Genomic DNA, 16,190 nt, shown 5'->3' on the forward strand with positions numbered 1-16,190 from the left:
CTTTAGCCTTTAAACACATAAGCATTTCACGTTCTTTTATAGTAAGATGTATATAGCTCATAACGGGTTACCTCGAATAGTTTGATTTGGTCGTTAAACATATTCTACCCGCTATGGGTTTATTTTTTAAAATCTGTTGCACTTAGATTGTAAATACTCAATTAAAAAAATCTGGAATGGAATCTCTATCCATACCAGAAAGTGTATACCCATTTAATTAGAATTTGGTATTGACAATAAAAAGTGAACTTAGTATTATAATAGCAATCGAAATATTAGAATACTATTTGAAAAGATGAGTAGATACTAATTAATCACTCAGAGAGTTCTTGATTGGTGTAAGAGAATTGATTAGTGGTATTGAAGATGGTCTTTGAGTAAAGTGTGTTAGTGAGTCAAATGATAAGCTAATGTTGGTTACTGCCCATTATCGCAGCTAAGTGTTAGATGACACTTTTTGAGATGGTTACTGTGAGGTAATCATGAACTGCGGTGGTACCACGAAACCTTTCGTCCGTTTAATAGTTTGACTATTAAACGAGCGGAAGGTTTTTTTATTGAAAAGGAGGAAGAGTAATTGATTCGGTTTAAAGATGTCTCAAAAACATATGATGGTAAGGAAGGTCCCGTAAAGGCAATCAAAGATGTTAACTTAACAATTCCTGACGGAAAGATTTACGGTATTATTGGTTATTCTGGAGCCGGGAAAAGTACTCTAATCCGGATGATTAATGGCCTTGAAACACCGACTACTGGTTCCGTTACCGTTAATGGTCAAGAAATTAGTCAATTAAAGGGTGAATCGTTACGGGAGGCCCGCCTGAAGATTGGAATGATTTTCCAACACTTTGATCTTCTCTGGTCACGGACCGTTTTGGAAAATGTTGAGTTCCCGTTAGAGCTTTCAAAAGAAGGAAGCAAAGAAGAACGACGGCAAAAAGCTGAAGAACTAGTTAAGTTAGTTGGCCTCCAGGGAAAGGAAAAAGCTTATCCTTCAGAACTATCTGGTGGACAAAAGCAACGGGTTGGTATTGCCCGTGCGTTGGCGAATGACCCCAAGATCCTTCTTTCTGATGAAGCAACTAGTGCGCTTGACCCGAAGACAACTGATGAAGTATTAGATTTACTGGTCGATATTAATCGCCGGTTAGGATTAACGATTGTTGTAATTACTCACGAAATGCACGTTATCCGTAAAGTCTGTGATCACGTTGCGGTTCTTGACGCCGGAACAATTGTTGAAGAGGGGCCAGTATTGGATGTCTTTAAGCATCCCCAACAGGCAATTACTAAGCGGTTTGTTAACCAAGAAACTTCCACCGGTTCTGCTGATGATACGCAAGCTGTTGTTGAGCAACTCTTGGAATCACATCCTGACGGTGTAATTGTAAAATTAACATTCCATGGTGACCAAGCGAAGTTACCAATTGTTTCTGAAATGTTGCGTCAATTCCCTGAAACAAATATGAGCATCATTGAAGGTAATATTCACCAGACACAAGAAGGATCGATTGGCTCCTTGTATATTCAATTAACGGTGGATAATGATAAGCAGGAACAAATCAAGGGTGCGTTAGAGTATCTGAAAACGATGAGAGTAGAGACAGAGGTGATTAGTCGTGAACAATAGTGGATTTGCTTCATTCTTTGAATTTAATAATGTTGATTGGCCGAAAATGGGACAAGCAACCTGGGAAACAATTTGGATGACAGTAGTTTCAATGATTGTGGTTGCAATTCTGGGGATTATCCTTGGTTTAATCCTTTTTGAAACTCAGCATAGCAATTCAATTGGGGCCAAGATTATTAACTGGATTGTTGCCGCTTTGGTAAACATCTTTCGGTCAATCCCGTTTATTATCTTAATTGTCCTCTTACTTCCGGCGACCCAGGCACTTGTTGGTACGATTATGGGACCACGAGCCGCCCTACCGTCATTGATTATTTCGGCGGCACCATTCTATGCCCGTCTTGTTCAAATCGCCTTTGATGATTTGGATCACGGTGTTATTGAAGCCGCTAAGGCAATGGGATCCACACGCTGGCAAATTGTTACTAAGGTATTAATTCCAGAAAGTTCACCAGCATTGGTTTCAGGGATTACTGTTACAACCATCTCATTGATTGGTTACACTGCTATGGCCGGAGCAATTGGTGCTGGTGGCCTTGGAAATTTGGCTTACTTAGATGGTTTCCAAGCTAGTAACAACGCCATTACGATGATGGCTACAATTATTATTGTCGTGATTGTCTTCGTCTTCCAGTTCTTGGGTGACATGGTTGTAAAGAAAATTGATAAGCGTTAATTGAAATTAGGAGGGAATAATTATGAAGAAAAAATGGTTAGCAGCAATTGCAACATTAGCATTAGGAGCACTAATCCTTACGGGTTGTGGAAAACAAAAGGAGCAAACCCTTACAGTAGGTGCCTCCTCAACCCCACATGCGGAAATCTTGAAGCATGTTCAACCTCAACTGAAGAAGGAAGGAATTAACCTAAAGATTAAGACTTTCCAAGATTATGTATTGCCAAATAAGGAATTAGCTAGTGGTGACTTGGATGCCAACTACTTCCAACACAAGCCATTCTTGAATAATTGGAACAAAAAGAATCACGGAACCTTAGTTAGTGCTGGTAATGTTCACCTTGAACCAATTGGATTTTACTCTAAAAAGTACAAGAAGTTATCAGACTTACCAAATGGTTCCACGATCTTAGTCTCCAATAATGTTTCAGACTATGGACGGGTTCTTCAAATCTTAAAGGATGCCGGATTAATCACTTTGAAACCTGGTACTAAGATTGAATCCGCTAACTTTAATGATATTCAAACTAATAAGAAGAACCTAAAATTTAAGACGGATCTCGAACCAAAATTGATGACTCAGTTCTACAAGCGTGGCGAAGGAGCTGCTGTTGTGATTAACGCCAACTATGCTGTTCAAGCAGGCTTAAATCCAAAGAAGGATGCAATTGCCCTTGAAAAGAACACCTCCCCTTACGCTAACTTGGTTGCAGTTCAAAAGAAGAATAAGAATAACCCAGCAATTAAGAAGTTAATGAAGGCACTTCAGTCTAAGTCAACACAACAATGGATCAATAAACACTACAATGGTGGTGTTGTTCCTGTATACCCTAATGGTAAATAAGATTACTAAAAATCCAGCAATTGCTATTGAGCGGTTGCTGGATTTTTTAATTAAGTGAATTAATAACATTGAGCTTGAAGAGAAGAAGGTTAAGGACAACGATTGCAGCGGTGATGATAAAGACCATACTGTAACTTGAGGCTCCCGCAATTGCGGAACCAAGTAATGGGCCAAAGATGTTTCCAATATACATTGCACTCTGGTTCCAAGAAAAAATTCGTCCAGTAACCATTGCAGGAGAATTTTTAGTGAGGAGTGTCTGTACCTGAGGGAAAAGACAAGCATCGGTGAAACCAACAAGAAATCGTAGAATTCCTAACTCAATGGTATTTTGCACAAAGGCGGTAAGAAAGAAGAGGATGATTGCCCCAACAAAGCCAGCAACAATTATTTTTTGCGTTCCAATCCGGTCACCGATTGCCCCAAAACGTGAAGCAGTAATAAAGGTTGCAATTCCAGGAAGAGCAGCAATCACTCCAGAAATAAAGACAACATTTCCTTGATGATGCATTAATTGACTAACGTAAAGGGAGACGATTGGGTTAATCGAATTATTTGCAGCTTGGATAATTAGGGTAGTTAAAAGAAGACCAAAAATTAGTCGAGGTTCTTTGAGGGCTGCAATAACACCACGAGAACTTTCCAGCTTCTTACTGGTTACAGGTTTAAAGTCATCCTCGTGAACGAAGAAAAGGCAAAGGAGGAAAGCAATAAGGAGGAGAAAACCAGTAATAAAGAAAGTAACGCGGTAACCAAAAGCTGAAGCAAGTGCACCACCAACAAATGGCCCTAAAAGGTTACCAGCAGTAAATGAGGAGGCCATTGTTCCCAGAGCTTGCCCTGATTTTTCCTTCGGTGTCTCCGTAGCGATAAGGGCGTTAGAGTTTGAAACAAAACCAGCAAAAAATCCCTGAACCATCCGGAGAATAAATAATTGCCAGACATTGGTGACAATTCCCATTGCCGCCAAAACAACTGCCATTCCAAGTGAAGCACGGAGGATCATTAATTTACGTCCCTTTTTATCTGCAAGTTTCCCCCACAGTGGCGAGGTAAATGCGGAAACAAAGTAAATTCCCGAAAAAACTAACCCAGCCCACATATTTAATTGCTGGTGAGAAAAGTGGCCTAAGGTATTAATATAAAGTGGAAGAAAGGGCATTACCTCTGAAAAGGCGATCCCGGCAATGAAAACAGCAACTGCGAGAATTCGTAAGTTACGTTTCCAAATTGGTGCTTTAGTTTGTACCATACGATAACTCCTTTAATTTGAGAAAATTGTTTTCATTATAGCGCAAAGTCCTAGTAAGGTTAATGCCAAAATTTGTGATTAGGAACTAGTAAGGGAAATTAATCCATGTTATACTAGAGGTTCTAGGAAAACGGTAAGAAATTAAATTAAACTAAATAAGGTGGTACACGCAATGACTAAAAAGTTAAACATCGCATTGTTGTTTGGTGGTAACTCATCTGAGCATGATGTTTCAAAACGTTCGGCGCATAATATTTATGACGCCCTTGATAAGGAAAAGTATGATGTTAGCTTGTTTATGTTTACTAAGGATGGGGTTCTCCTTGGTAATAGCGCGTCGCAACGAATCTTTAATGGTGATGATGAGGACCAAGTTGTTAAAGAAGAATATCAAAAGATGGATTTGAGTCAGCCATTAGCCCCAATCATGGCATTAAACGAAATGAAGTCAATTGACCTCTTCTTCCCGGTAATTCATGGTAATTTAGGGGAAGATGGTACTGTTCAAGGATTATTTAAGCTTTTAAAGAAGCCTTACGTTGGTTCAAACATCGCTGCGAGTGCAATGGCCTTTGATAAGGATTTAACTAAGAAGATTCTTACAGAGGCTGGTATTCGGAATACTCCTTACGTAGTAGTTACTCCTGAAAACCGGGCAGAATACCCATGGGATAAGGTTGAAGAACAGATTGGTGATTTAGCCTTTGTTAAGCCCGCTAAGCAAGGATCTTCTGTTGGAATTCATAAAGTAACTAATGCTGAAGAATACGAAAAAGCGTTAGATGATGCTTTTAAGTACGACTACAAGATTCTTGTAGAACAAGGGATTGATCACCCACAAGAAGTTGAAATCTCAATTCTTGGTAACGAACACCCAGTTGCTTCAAAGCTTGGCGCAGTCCGGGTTCCTGAAGGGGATTCGTTCTACAACTATGAAAACAAGTTTGTGGACGCTAGTGGGGTTGTTTTTGAGTTGCCCGTAAAACTACCAGAATACTTAACTGAAGAAATCACGTCAATGGCCCTGAAGGCATACAAGGTCTTGGGGATGAAGGGGATGGCCCGGATTGACTTCTTAGTTGATTCTAATAATGTCCCATACCTAGGTGAACCAAATACTTTACCAGGCTTTACTAATATTAGCTTGTATCCACAAATGTGGGAAGTTTCTGGAATTGGTTACTCAGATCTAATTGATCGCCTTATTCAACTTGGCTTGGAAGAGTTTGATCGTAATAGTAAAATTAAGTACGATTTCCAAAAGCTTGGTGATGAAAAAGTAGGGACAAAGAAGTATAATTAAAGTTAAATGAATGCAAATTAATTCATAATATCTAGTTTATGTTCATATTTATTAAAAGTGTCTATTAAGTAGAAACTGATCATGTAAAGTGGAAGGGCTGGTAAAAAATGTGTCTTACCGGTCCTTTTTAGTACGATTTTTTTAGCATAAATTAATGATTAGTGCTATAATGCATAAGGATATTTTCAACTATGGTTTGTAGATCATTTGATCTTTCCAATAATTTTAGTCATATTATTAAATAAGTTGAGGAAGGGAAGAAAAATGAAACTCCGAGGAGACGTCTTAAAGAAAATTCGCCGCAAAAGAGGTTTATCACAGACAGCATTGGCAGAAGGTATCTGTACTCAGGCAACAATTAGTTTAATGGAAAAGCAAAACCGGTTGCCTAAAATGAATATTCTGACTGCAATTTGTGAACGCCTAAATATTCCCACAGAACGAATCGTGGAGAATAACGGAAACGGCATTAATGACCAATTTAATATCATTGTAAATGATCTAGTTAGTGGGAAATTTGAAAGTGCTGCTGAAGCATTAGATAAGATTCCGGTAAAGAAACTAGAGAGTGACTTTGATAAGCAACGTTACTACTACTTATTGGGAATGGTTCAAGTTAATTCCGATAAGATTGACGAAGCCATTTTTAACTTTGAGTTAGTATTAACACAATTTGCAACAACTAGTGCCAATATTTACCTCGCAATGACCACTGCAGGGATGGCACTTGCTTATTACAAGCGTAATGATCCAGAACGGGCTCAACGATTAACAGATCGTGCCGTTCGTTTGATCGATAATAAAAAGTTAATCGGGAGTTTACACCAATGGGCATCAATTTATTACCAACTTGGTCAACTTTACGGTGACTTAGGCAACTACAAAGATTCTAAGGAAATTGTTAACCGGGGGATTGAACTTTGTCGACAACATGATTCCTTGTTTATTCTTGATGAACTCTACCTTATTCGGGGAAAAGATGAGTTAGCATTGGGTGAGAAAGAACAAGCTAAGGAATCTCTGGAAATTGCCCGGAGTATTAGTTTGGCTCGTCGTGAATCTTTTGTTAAGGATGAGATTGCGGCTGAGTTAGCTAAGCTTAAAGACTGAATATTAATTCAATGATGGGAGAGATTGAGGAAACTCAATCTCTCTTTTTTGCTATCAACAATTAGTGAACTAATTGTTGATAGCACCATTTTTAGTATTAATTAATTACTCGGCAGCTATTATTTTAGAGATAACAGATCTGATCCTCTTCAGCCTCTTTATCACGGGTAAGGAGTGGGGAAAGCTGAATCCAGGATAGGTAGAGTAGATTAAATTTGTAGAAATTCGGTAATTTTCCACCTGCTGGTTAAGAGCGAGGTTTGGTTAGGCATGGCACTTTCTGTTGGCTCAATGATTAATCCAGCAATTTTTAGATCCAGCATATTTAGAATTGTTTATCGTTTCCGTTCGTGATTGTTAAGAGTGTTGCCGACAATTGACAATTAATGAAATACCCCTTATCAGCAATGACGCTATCAATTCAGGAAATAATTGAAGGGAAGATATAATCAGCCATGTGGGTACTGATTACACCGATAACTTTATTCTTTTCGATGTCAGTCCAGTCTTTTTTCCAATCTTGGACAAACATTCTACCACCTTGAATCCGATAAATATAGTGTCCATTTTCAAGGTCACCAACGGCACGGCGAATCGTATAGCGAGAAACATTGAAGCGTTTCATTAATTCGCTTTCGGTTGGTAGTTTAGCGTTAATTTGGTATTTACCGTCAATAATTTCGTTACGGAGAGTTTGTTTAACTGTTTCGTATTTCACTTCCAATGGCCGCTGCTCCAATCTTTTCCCTATCTAAAATAAAAGGCCCTATAACTAATTCGATTATAGGACCAAAAACCGTTAAAGTGGTTAACTTATTTCTTCTTTTTGTCAATTTCAATTGGCTTGTTATCTAAGTCAGTCCGTACAACTAAAACATCACAGATGGCTGTCCGGGTAACAAATTCGGTAACAGAACCGATTAGGATTCGTTCAACGGCGTTTAAACCAGTGGCACCAATCATAATCAAGTCAGCATTCATTTCCTTAGGTACATCACGGGCAATAATTGTCTTTGGTGCACCATATTCAATTGAGTAGTTGACATTCTTAACGCCTTTTTCCTTGGCGTAATCGATGTACTTATCGAGAGTCTTCTTTGCGGTTTCAGTAACTTGTTCAACCATTGAGCTATCAAAACTAGAAATGTTTTGGAATGCTCGAGTATCTACGACGTGTAGTAAGCGTAATTCTGTTTCTTCACCGTTCCGCTTAGCAACAGCAACAGCCTTCTTGAAAGCTAATTCAGCTTCTTCAGAACCATCTACTGGAACCAAAATATGTTTGTATTGTTGAGCCATATTGTGGTGCCTCCTTAATTATTTACTTCTATTATACACTGAAATAAAAATGACAGTAAAGCCTCAGGCGTCTAGTTTTTTCGTTGTTCTGCTTGAAAATAACCCATTAGTGAGTAGGCCATTAATGTTTCACAGACACAACCAATTACCACCATGGTAACAATAAAGAGAATCGAATCTGTCCACGCTGCAATGATTGCGAGAATACCAATTATTAAAAGGAGGATTCCCCATACCAGCAGTGCTTTTGAAAGTGCCGATTGCCGTTCGGGATGAAAAATCAGAAAGGGCTTGTGAAGATGGGTTAGGAAAAAGCAACCTTCATAAGCGGCAATTAAACCAAAAATAGTCATAAGAATAGCTAGTAACATGATTTAAACCTCATAATTTGTGATATTTTAGAAAGAAAAAGGCCGGTAAAACATCAAAGTTTTCCGGCCTTTTAACTTATTATGTACGAAAACTCCGTTAGTGCCGTTAATTGTCATTCAGTGTTGACCTGTGTTTAAGACAGGTGGGACACGGTTGCTAGCTATTCAGTTACCAAGTGAAAAGGCATACTGGCCAACTAGCAAAACACTAGTCCCAATTTTATAAGACTGTAAGGCAAACCTGCGTTTAGACAACGCGTACACCACAGAATTTTCATTAATTATGTTAGCATGATCTGGTGTAATGATCAATCGATCAGTGATTTTGATGTTGTTGGTAGAGCCCCTTTTTCTGGGCATTTTTAAGTTGCCAGTATTGATTGCCAAGTGCTTGCTCAAAGCGACCATTTTTCTTTGGATGGAAGTACTGGGCATTCTTGATACGGTCTGGAAGATATTGCTGGGCAACCCAATTTTGCGGATAGTCATGGGGAAAAAGATAATCGTTTCCGTGCCCCAGTTTATTGGCTCCCTTATAATGGGCATCTTTCAGGTGGTTAGGGACTTCGCCAACCCCACCTGCCTTTACTTGCTCAAGCGCACTATCGATTGCACTGATCCCGGAATTTGATTTTGGTGAGAGGCATAACTCAATCACAACATCAGCTAAAGGAATTCGTGCCTCAGGGAGACCGATTTGTTGGGCTGCCTGGACAGCCGTCACAGCACGTTGAACAGCGGGCATGTTTGCCAAACCAATATCCTCATAAGCAATCACGATTAGGCGTCGGCAAATACTAATTAAGTCGCCTGCTTCAATTAACCGCGCAAGGTAATGTAAAGCTGCGTCGGTATCTGATCCTCGAATTGACTTTTGAAAAGCAGAGATAACGTCGTAGTGAGCATCACCATCCCGATCACTGTTAATTATTTTCTTCTGGAAACTTTCTTCAATTACTGAAAGGGTAAGATGAATGATTCCGTCTTCATTTGGGTCAGTAGATTTTGCCGCTAGTTCTAGACCGTTTAAGGCGATTCGGAGATCACCATTTGTTGCAGTTAAAAGGTGTTCTTCAGCATCTGAGTCTAATTTAATGGGCATTTTACCCAAACCACGTTCTGAATCAGTGAGGGCTCGTTTAACAGCGATTTTCATCTCATCAATACTTAAAGGATGAACCGGAAAAATTTGGGTACGACTCCGGATGGCGGGATTAATACTAATATAGGGATTTTCGGTTGTTGCGCCGATTAAAATGATTCGGCCACTTTCTAAGTGAGGAAGTAAGAAATCCTGTTTGCTTTTATCCAAACGATGGATTTCATCAAGCAAAAGGATTACGGTACCACTCATTTTTGCTTCTTCGGCCACAATCTGCAGATCCTTTTTGGTATCTGTGGCTGCGTTAAGTTTACGAAAAGCATACTTAGTTGAACCAGCAATTGCACTCGCAATACTAGTTTTTCCGGTCCCTGGCGGCCCATAAAGGATAAGAGAAGAGAGCATCTTGGCCTTTACCATCCGGGAAATGATTTTACCAGGGCCCACAAGGTGTTGTTGGCCGACAACTTCATTAAGGTTTCGTGGCCGCATTCGATATGCTAGAGGCTGCAAAGTTATTCTTCCTTCCTATCAAATAATTTTTTCCAAAAATGCTTTTTCTTCGGCGTGTGAATTTGGGGAGACTGCTTGGTAATATCAGAGTACCGTTTTTGAACATCAACTGGTGACTGGTAAACAGCAGTTTTGGCTGCTACGACAACTGCTAATGAATCGGGAGTAGTTCGAAATTCTGATTCAGTTTTTAAGGTAAAGTTAGCATTGGCCTCAGTAGCAACCTTAATGTAATTTCGGAGTTCTGAATGGGGAAGGTTACCGTTTAAGAAAACTTGATTGCCGATTCCGCGTTCTAGTTCCTTAGCAACTGCAAAGGACCAATCACGTTCTTCAAGTTCAGCAATGCTAATTGTTAAACAGACCCGTTCGCGAAAGGTACCGAGGTATTTTCGTTGCTCATCTGGTTTGATTTTCGGGGTTCCATAGATTGCGTTATCGATTCGTTGTTCCATTGCGGATTTATCTTTTGCCATAGCACTAACCTCCCATTAATGTTTTTACTATTATACCAATAATAATTAATTGGAGATATATAAAAAGCCCCTTAGCAGTGAACCTGCTAGGGAGCGAAATATTAATTACCAATATCCAATGCTTGGTGCTTTAACTTAGGGAAGATCTTCTTGTCAGCCCAACCAGTAATTGCTCCTTGAAAAGCAAGGGCAAATAAGGTACCAAGACCAAAGTTGTAGATTCCGCCTTGCATGAAGGCTGCAATGATTGCCATGATTGTAGGTGGAATGTATGATAACCACATTGCTATTGTTGCATTCCCCTTGCAGTAACGGAAACGAATAATTTGGAAAAGATCATCTGCTGGATGAAGGACAAGGTTAGCCCGTTGGTAAATAGAAATAGCTGTTCCAATGAAGGCAACCCCTAAGAAGTTAATAAATACGTAGAGGATAATCATTGGAAGAGTAGTGGCATCGGGCATAATCCGGTTGAAAATATTTGAGAACCATTGGATAAATAGTGAAAATGGCAGCATAAAAATAAAGTTACCACCAATTCGCCGCCAATCCCACTTGTGCATCAAAATAGCATTTAAAACGGATGTCAGCATCCCAAGAACCATAAATGCCCAGAAAAGGGTTGTTGGTTTATTACCTAAAACAGCAATCCCCAAGTTGTTTTCAGCAGCGGTCCAGTATGCTGAACCTAAAAACTGGGGGTGAATATGGGAACTGGTTACTAGGGTTAAAACATTTCCCATTGAATTAATTACAATTGAAAAAGCAAAGAAAGCCCAACTTGCAGCTAAAGAAATTGTTCGTTCTTGTACTTTTCCTTGTGTTGGAACATCGTCGTTCATTATTATCCTCCTTTAATGAGTTAACTTACAATCGTGAAACCGTTCACGCTTTTTACGAAAAGTAAATTTACAACCTTCTGTAAGGGTTGTCAATAGCGTAATAGCGATATATTAAAACTGTATAAATATTTTTATGATATTATATATTAACCGGTTGACACATAAGTGATTTTAAACACAAAAATTGCAAATTAAAAAAATTTCAGTTATTTTGATTAGGAGGAGGGAAAGGCAATGAAAATTATTATCTCACCAGCAAGAACAATGAAAAGCGATCTAGATTCTTTGCCATATTCTGGCCTTCCCAAGTACTTGGAGCAAAGCAAAGAAATATTAAGTTGGTTAAGAACACGTAATTATGATCAATTGCATCAATTATGGTGGAATTGTAGTGAGCGTCTGGCACGAATAAATTATCAACGAATTAAAGGGATGGATCTTATCACAAATTTAACTCCAGCAATTTTAGCTTTTCATGGGCTTCAGTACCAATATATTGGCGCAGGAGTGATGACTGATCAGCAGTTAAAATACCTTCAAGAACATTTGCGGATTTTATCGGGATTTTATGGAATTTTAAGGCCGTTTGATGGGATTACTTTATATCGTCTTGGAATGGGGGATAAGGCAACCGTTAACCATACTAAAAGCCTATATGAATTTTGGGGTGACCGATTATACCAAGATCTTTTTAAAGATAATCATTTAGTGGTTAATTTAGCTTCAAATGAATATAGCAAAGCAATTCGTCCTTTTTTAAAGAGGAACGATAAGATGATTACCTGTGTTTTTGGTGAAATGGTTGATGGCAAGATCAAACAAAAAGCGACTTTAGCAAAGATGGCTCGTGGAAATATGGTCCGGTTTTTAACGGAGATTGGTGCTGAAAAAGTAGCTGATCTGAAGAAATTTTCTACTGGTGGATACAGGTTTAGGACTGATCTTTCTACAGAAGATACATTTTATTTTGAATTAGTTAAGGCGTAAATAAAAAGGCCCTAGAAACTTCTTAGTGGTTTCTAGAGTCTTAGCTTTTAATTAATTAAAAGTGTTTGTGTAATACAATATTCTGTGGGAAGGAAAATGGTTGGTTTAAATATTAAGCTTAAAATTTTCACTAGTGATAAAACTTAACTTTTAAATTTTATTAGTCTTATGATCGACTAAGTTTACATTAATTAATTCCTGAACATCATATTTTATAAGTTAAACCAACAGATGATTTATTGAATTTTTAGAAGTGAGAAAATAGGAGAGTAGCACTTCTAAGTGACTAGTATTCAAATTATTCATCTGGCGAAAATGGTCCTAAACATTTAGTATCTTGTTACAACATAGTTTAGTAAAAGATACACATATCTGAAGTCTTAATCTAAGTAGTCCCTTTTGTAGTTATCACTACTGTCATTAGCAAATAGGGTAGGTATATTTAAAGGTGGATATAAGGGACTCATAGATAAGAGAGTTAGACTAATAGTCTATTAATTGGTTAAACATAAATAATAATTATCATTTACTGCTATGAATATATAATATTTTTAATTTTTTGGTAAATGAAACGACACAAAAAATTGCTTTTCTACTATCAATTGATAATTAATTTAAACAAAAAAGGAACCGGAATTTCCGGTTCCCTTTTTTGTAACAAGTAATAGTTAAATATTACTTGTTGTAGAATTCAACGATAAGTGATTCGTCGATATCAGCATCCATGTCTTCACGAGCAGGGATACGGTTTAACTTACCTTCAAGCTTATCAGCGTCGAAATCAACGTATGATGGACGAGAAACAACTGCTTCAACAGCGTTCTTAATAACATCAAGGTTCTTTGACTTATCACGAACAGCGATAACTTGATCAACGTCAACTTCGTATGAAGGAATGTCAACGCGCTTACCATCAACTGTGATGTGACCGTGGTTAACCAATTGACGAGCTTGACGACGAGTAGTAGCCAAACCAAGACGGTAAACCATGTTGTCAAGACGACGTTCAAGTAAGGCCATGAAGTTAGCACCGTGAGTACCTTCCTTGATCTTACCGGCACGTACGAAAAGATTTGAGAATTGACGTTCAGTCATTCCGTACATGAAACGAAGCTTTTGCTTTTCACGAAGTTGAGTACCGTATTCGGAAAGCTTACCATGACGGTCACGACCGTGATCACCAGGAGCGTAAGCCCGACGAGCTAATTCCTTACCAGTACCTGAAAGTGAAACACCTAAACGGCGTGAAAGACGCCAACTAGGACCTGTATAACGTGACATAAATAAAATCCTCCAATATTTTTGTTGGAGTAAAATAATCCGATGTGAGATTGACATTCGTGCAGGCTGATTTGAATCTTTCACCCTTGCAGCTGGGTTACTAAAAACACCTTTTGGGCACCAGTCTGTTGACGAGCTTGCCCCTCACTGCTGCATTATTTTACACAAAGACTAATATACAACAGCTTACCCTACTTAGTCAATAGTGGACATAAGCCGCTTAGCAAATTCGTTCATTTGATCAGCAAATGATTGATCAAAACGACTAAGAATTGGTGCATCAAGGTCAAGAACACCGTAAAGTGAACCATCTTCTTTTAGCATCGGGACGACAAGCTCTGATTTAGCGGCACTATCACAAGCAATGTATGAAGCAAACTTAGAGACGTCATCGACAATTTGCGTTTCCTTAGTTGATGCTGCAACTCCACAAACTCCCTTACCAAGTTCAATGTGCATGCATGCAACTTTTCCTTGAAATGGTCCAAGATCAAGTTGGTTACTTTGGGAATTGTAGAGATAAAAGCCTGCCCAGTTTAAGTCAGGTACACTTTCGTTAATTAGTGCACTGGCGTTTGCTAGGTTTGCAATCGCTGAGTGTTCATCAGTTAAAAGTGCTGAAACTTGTTCGTTCAATAGTGAAAGCTCTGTCATGTTCAATCCTTCTTTCTTCTAAATAAGTATTAAATTGATCCCAGTAATGGTGACTCATTATGGTATAATTTTCATAGAATTTTAGAGCCTTTATGGAGACTTTGTCAATGATGGCTTAAAGATGTAGGTGGATAAATTGGTTTTTCAAATAATAATTGGGATTTTAATTGTTCTTGCAATTATCTTAGCTGGCTTATATTACTACCAAAAGCGGGTTATTCGGCAATATGAGCAAGTAGACATGCAGCTTAAAAAAATAAGTGATATGAAGATTGAACAACAGTTTGAAAAGGTTGATCAACTTAGTGTTACTGGTGATTCGCAGGAACAATTGACGAAACTAAAAAAAGAGTTTAAAGAGAAAATTGTTCCACAAGAAAAGAAACTTGCGGATCAGTTGAAGACGGCTAAGTCATTGATTCATACAAGTAAGCTCTTTACCCTTTCTGGTAAATTAAGTGATTTAAGTACGGTAATCCAGAGTTTAAGTGACCAGTGCTTGCAAGTTAAATCGGCACTTCACCATCTAGAAGAACTTCATCGGGCTCATAAGCAAGCAATTGATCAGATTAAACAGCGTTATCGTCATTTTCACCATGTCCTTGATGAAAAGAGTTTTGAGTATGGTGACAGCATTAAGGTATTGAATAATCAGCTTGATGATCTCGAACAACAGTATGATCGGTTCACTAAGCTTAGCCGATCTGGTGATTATGATGCCGCTCAACAGGTTTTAACTGATTTAAAGAAAGAAAACCAACATTTAGCTGAACTGATTGACCAAGTTCCAAAACTTTATAAGCCACTAATCGCTGAATTCCCGACTCAATTGGATGAGTTAGCAAGTGGTTATAAACAATTGGCAAGCCAAAATTACCGTTTTACTACGGATAATATTCCGGGAAAGATTAATCAGCTTCGTCAATTATGTCAAGAAAATCTGGAACAAATTAATCGACTTGAGCTGGACGGAGTTGAGAATTCAAATAAGGATATTGCTGATCAAATTGATGACTTATATGCGACGATGCAAAGTGAAATTGATGCACAGCCACAAGTTAAACATTTGATGGGTGTTTTAGGTGAATTCATCACGCATGCGGCAAGACAAAATAATGAATTAACCGCTGAATTGGATCGTCTTAGTATTAACTACACATTAAATAATCATGAAATTGAAACGACCCGATCATTGAATGAACAAATTATTAATATTAAGAAAGAATATGAAGATGATCGAGAAGCTATCAAGAACCATACTGCAATTTATAGTCAGGTACTTGCTCGGCAAAGTAAGAATGATCAGTCATTAACTGAAATTGAAAAGCAGCAGGCAAAAATTAATGATGAAGTTGCTAAGTTGCAAGGAGATCAACAGCGGGCCGAGCAAATGTTGCAAAAATATTCAACCAGATTAAGAACTACTCGGCGACAAGTTGAACGACTAAACCTGCCTGGCTTGCCAAAAGATTACCTAAACTACTTCTTTGGTGTAAGTGATGAAATCAAGCGCTTAGCTGATGAGTTACAAAAATACAAGGTTAATATGGATGAGGTAACTAAGCAATTAATTATCGTTGAATCTGATCTGGAAACCCTTGGTGAAAAGACCAGTGATATTTATGATAGTGTCGAATTAACTGAGCGGCTTCAACAATATGCAAACCGTTTTAGTGATAACCAAAAGATTGTCACTGCGGCGGCAAAGTCACAAGAAGAATTTAATAAATTTAATTACACCGCTAGTTTAGAGACGATTGCTACGGCATTAGAAGAAGTCGAACCAGGTAGCTATAAGCGAATTGAAGATAGCTACTATCATGAAAAACAGTAATTAGTAGCATAAAACG

Annotated in this window: 15 protein-coding genes, 1 other RNA gene, 1 pseudogene and 1 other annotated feature; of the genes and pseudogenes, 7 read left to right on the plus strand and 10 right to left on the minus strand. The window is 38.3% G+C overall.

All coding sequences use genetic code 11. The annotated features are described in order from the left end of the window. Positions 1–276: 276 nt before the first annotated feature. Positions 277–521, plus strand: a binding site (T-box leader). A gap of 56 nt (positions 522–577) precedes the next feature. From H9564_RS04070 to H9564_RS04080, 3 genes are read left to right on the plus strand one after another with little or no spacing between them, the layout of a single operon-like run. Next, entirely contained in the window at positions 578–1,630 is a 1,053-nt protein-coding gene (locus H9564_RS04070; protein WP_191684248.1) for a methionine ABC transporter ATP-binding protein, read from the plus strand. Between the two features lie 46 nt (positions 1,631–1,676). Further along, entirely contained in the window at positions 1,677–2,306 is a 630-nt protein-coding gene (locus H9564_RS04075; protein WP_191684318.1) for a methionine ABC transporter permease, read from the plus strand. A 22-nt stretch (positions 2,307–2,328) separates the two neighbouring features. Next, positions 2,329–3,150 (plus strand): MetQ/NlpA family ABC transporter substrate-binding protein, encoded by an 822-nt coding sequence (locus H9564_RS04080; RefSeq protein ID WP_191684249.1) that lies wholly within the window; start codon positions 2,329–2,331, stop codon positions 3,148–3,150. 46 nt (positions 3,151–3,196) lie between these two features. On the opposite strand, the gene H9564_RS04085 is transcribed toward H9564_RS04080, so the two are convergent. Continuing rightward, complete coding sequence (locus H9564_RS04085) at positions 3,197–4,402, minus strand: MFS transporter (RefSeq protein ID WP_191684250.1); 1,206 nt, start codon at positions 4,400–4,402, stop codon at positions 3,197–3,199. Between the two features lie 172 nt (positions 4,403–4,574). Between H9564_RS04085 and H9564_RS04090 the strand changes: the two genes are divergently transcribed. After that, a complete protein-coding gene (locus tag H9564_RS04090; protein WP_191684251.1) occupies positions 4,575–5,705 on the plus strand; it encodes a D-alanine--D-alanine ligase family protein in 1,131 nt (376 codons plus the stop codon). Between the two features lie 264 nt (positions 5,706–5,969). Further along, positions 5,970–6,815 (plus strand): helix-turn-helix domain-containing protein, encoded by an 846-nt coding sequence (locus tag H9564_RS04095; RefSeq protein WP_191684252.1) that lies wholly within the window; start codon positions 5,970–5,972, stop codon positions 6,813–6,815. Positions 6,816–6,942: 127 nt separating this feature from the next. On the opposite strand, the pseudogene H9564_RS04100 reads toward H9564_RS04095, so the two are convergent. The 7 genes and pseudogenes from H9564_RS04100 to H9564_RS04130 form a co-directional block, all read right to left on the minus strand. Beyond that, positions 6,943–7,539, minus strand: a pseudogene (locus tag H9564_RS04100) (GntR family transcriptional regulator); the annotation flags it as partial. 89 nt (positions 7,540–7,628) lie between these two features. After that, positions 7,629–8,114 (minus strand): universal stress protein, encoded by a 486-nt coding sequence (locus H9564_RS04105; RefSeq protein WP_191684253.1) that lies wholly within the window; start codon positions 8,112–8,114, stop codon positions 7,629–7,631. Between the two features lie 71 nt (positions 8,115–8,185). Then, positions 8,186–8,485, minus strand: a complete 300-nt coding sequence (locus H9564_RS04110; protein ID WP_191684254.1) for a hypothetical protein — start codon at positions 8,483–8,485, stop codon at positions 8,186–8,188. An 87-nt stretch (positions 8,486–8,572) separates the two neighbouring features. Next, positions 8,573–8,760, minus strand: a non-coding RNA gene (gene ssrS / locus H9564_RS04115) — 6S RNA. A 41-nt stretch (positions 8,761–8,801) separates the two neighbouring features. Beyond that, positions 8,802–10,079 carry a replication-associated recombination protein A gene (locus H9564_RS04120; RefSeq protein WP_191684319.1) on the minus strand — a complete coding sequence of 426 codons (1,278 nt, stop codon included), beginning with the start codon at positions 10,077–10,079 and terminating at the stop codon, positions 8,802–8,804. 23 nt (positions 10,080–10,102) lie between these two features. Next, the gene (locus tag H9564_RS04125) at positions 10,103–10,576 is read right to left on the minus strand and encodes a YueI family protein (RefSeq protein WP_191684255.1); all 474 of its coding nucleotides are present in this window, start codon (positions 10,574–10,576) and stop codon (positions 10,103–10,105) included. Positions 10,577–10,677: 101 nt separating this feature from the next. Continuing rightward, entirely contained in the window at positions 10,678–11,418 is a 741-nt protein-coding gene (locus H9564_RS04130; protein WP_225209545.1) for a fructose permease, read from the minus strand. A 234-nt stretch (positions 11,419–11,652) separates the two neighbouring features. On the opposite strand from H9564_RS04130, the gene yaaA reads away from it, so the two are divergent. Further along, complete coding sequence (gene yaaA, locus H9564_RS04135) at positions 11,653–12,405, plus strand: peroxide stress protein YaaA (RefSeq protein ID WP_191684256.1); 753 nt, start codon at positions 11,653–11,655, stop codon at positions 12,403–12,405. 675 nt (positions 12,406–13,080) lie between these two features. On the opposite strand, the gene rpsD is transcribed toward yaaA, so the two are convergent. Both rpsD and H9564_RS04145 read right to left on the minus strand, forming a co-directional pair. Further along, entirely contained in the window at positions 13,081–13,686 is a 606-nt protein-coding gene (gene rpsD, locus H9564_RS04140) for a 30S ribosomal protein S4 (protein ID WP_191684257.1), read from the minus strand. A 195-nt stretch (positions 13,687–13,881) separates the two neighbouring features. Further along, positions 13,882–14,340 carry a GAF domain-containing protein gene (locus H9564_RS04145; protein WP_191684258.1) on the minus strand — a complete coding sequence of 153 codons (459 nt, stop codon included), beginning with the start codon at positions 14,338–14,340 and terminating at the stop codon, positions 13,882–13,884. 136 nt (positions 14,341–14,476) lie between these two features. Here H9564_RS04145 and ezrA point away from each other — a divergent pair, with 136 nt between their 5' ends. Then, on the plus strand, positions 14,477–16,174 hold the full coding sequence (ezrA, locus tag H9564_RS04150; RefSeq protein WP_225209546.1) for a septation ring formation regulator EzrA: 1,698 nt from the start codon (positions 14,477–14,479) through the stop codon (positions 16,172–16,174). Positions 16,175–16,190: the final 16 nt, after the last annotated feature.

The organism is Limosilactobacillus avistercoris (genome assembly GCF_014836425.1).
GTDB lineage: Bacteria > Bacillota > Bacilli > Lactobacillales > Lactobacillaceae > Limosilactobacillus > Limosilactobacillus agrestimuris.

Excerpts from the sequence above, each read along its gene's own strand:
- H9564_RS04075 (WP_191684318.1), top strand. The coding sequence starts at position 1,677 with ATGGGACAAGCAACCTGGGAAACAATTTGGATGACAGTAGTTTCAATG.
- H9564_RS04080 (WP_191684249.1), top strand. The coding sequence starts at position 2,329 with ATGAAGAAAAAATGGTTAGCAGCAATTGCAACATTAGCATTAGGAGCA.
- H9564_RS04085 (WP_191684250.1), bottom strand. The coding sequence starts at position 4,402 with ATGGTACAAACTAAAGCACCAATTTGGAAACGTAACTTACGAATTCTC.
- H9564_RS04090 (WP_191684251.1), top strand. The coding sequence starts at position 4,575 with ATGACTAAAAAGTTAAACATCGCATTGTTGTTTGGTGGTAACTCATCT.
- H9564_RS04095 (WP_191684252.1), top strand. The coding sequence starts at position 5,970 with ATGAAACTCCGAGGAGACGTCTTAAAGAAAATTCGCCGCAAAAGAGGT.
- H9564_RS04105 (WP_191684253.1), bottom strand. The coding sequence starts at position 8,114 with ATGGCTCAACAATACAAACATATTTTGGTTCCAGTAGATGGTTCTGAA.
- H9564_RS04110 (WP_191684254.1), bottom strand. The coding sequence starts at position 8,485 with ATGTTACTAGCTATTCTTATGACTATTTTTGGTTTAATTGCCGCTTAT.
- H9564_RS04120 (WP_191684319.1), bottom strand. The coding sequence starts at position 10,079 with ATGCGGCCACGAAACCTTAATGAAGTTGTCGGCCAACAACACCTTGTG.
- H9564_RS04125 (WP_191684255.1), bottom strand. The coding sequence starts at position 10,576 with ATGGCAAAAGATAAATCCGCAATGGAACAACGAATCGATAACGCAATC.
- H9564_RS04130 (WP_225209545.1), bottom strand. The coding sequence starts at position 11,418 with ATGAACGACGATGTTCCAACACAAGGAAAAGTACAAGAACGAACAATT.
- yaaA (WP_191684256.1), top strand. The coding sequence starts at position 11,653 with ATGAAAATTATTATCTCACCAGCAAGAACAATGAAAAGCGATCTAGAT.
- rpsD (WP_191684257.1), bottom strand. The coding sequence starts at position 13,686 with ATGTCACGTTATACAGGTCCTAGTTGGCGTCTTTCACGCCGTTTAGGT.
- H9564_RS04145 (WP_191684258.1), bottom strand. The coding sequence starts at position 14,340 with ATGACAGAGCTTTCACTATTGAACGAACAAGTTTCAGCACTTTTAACT.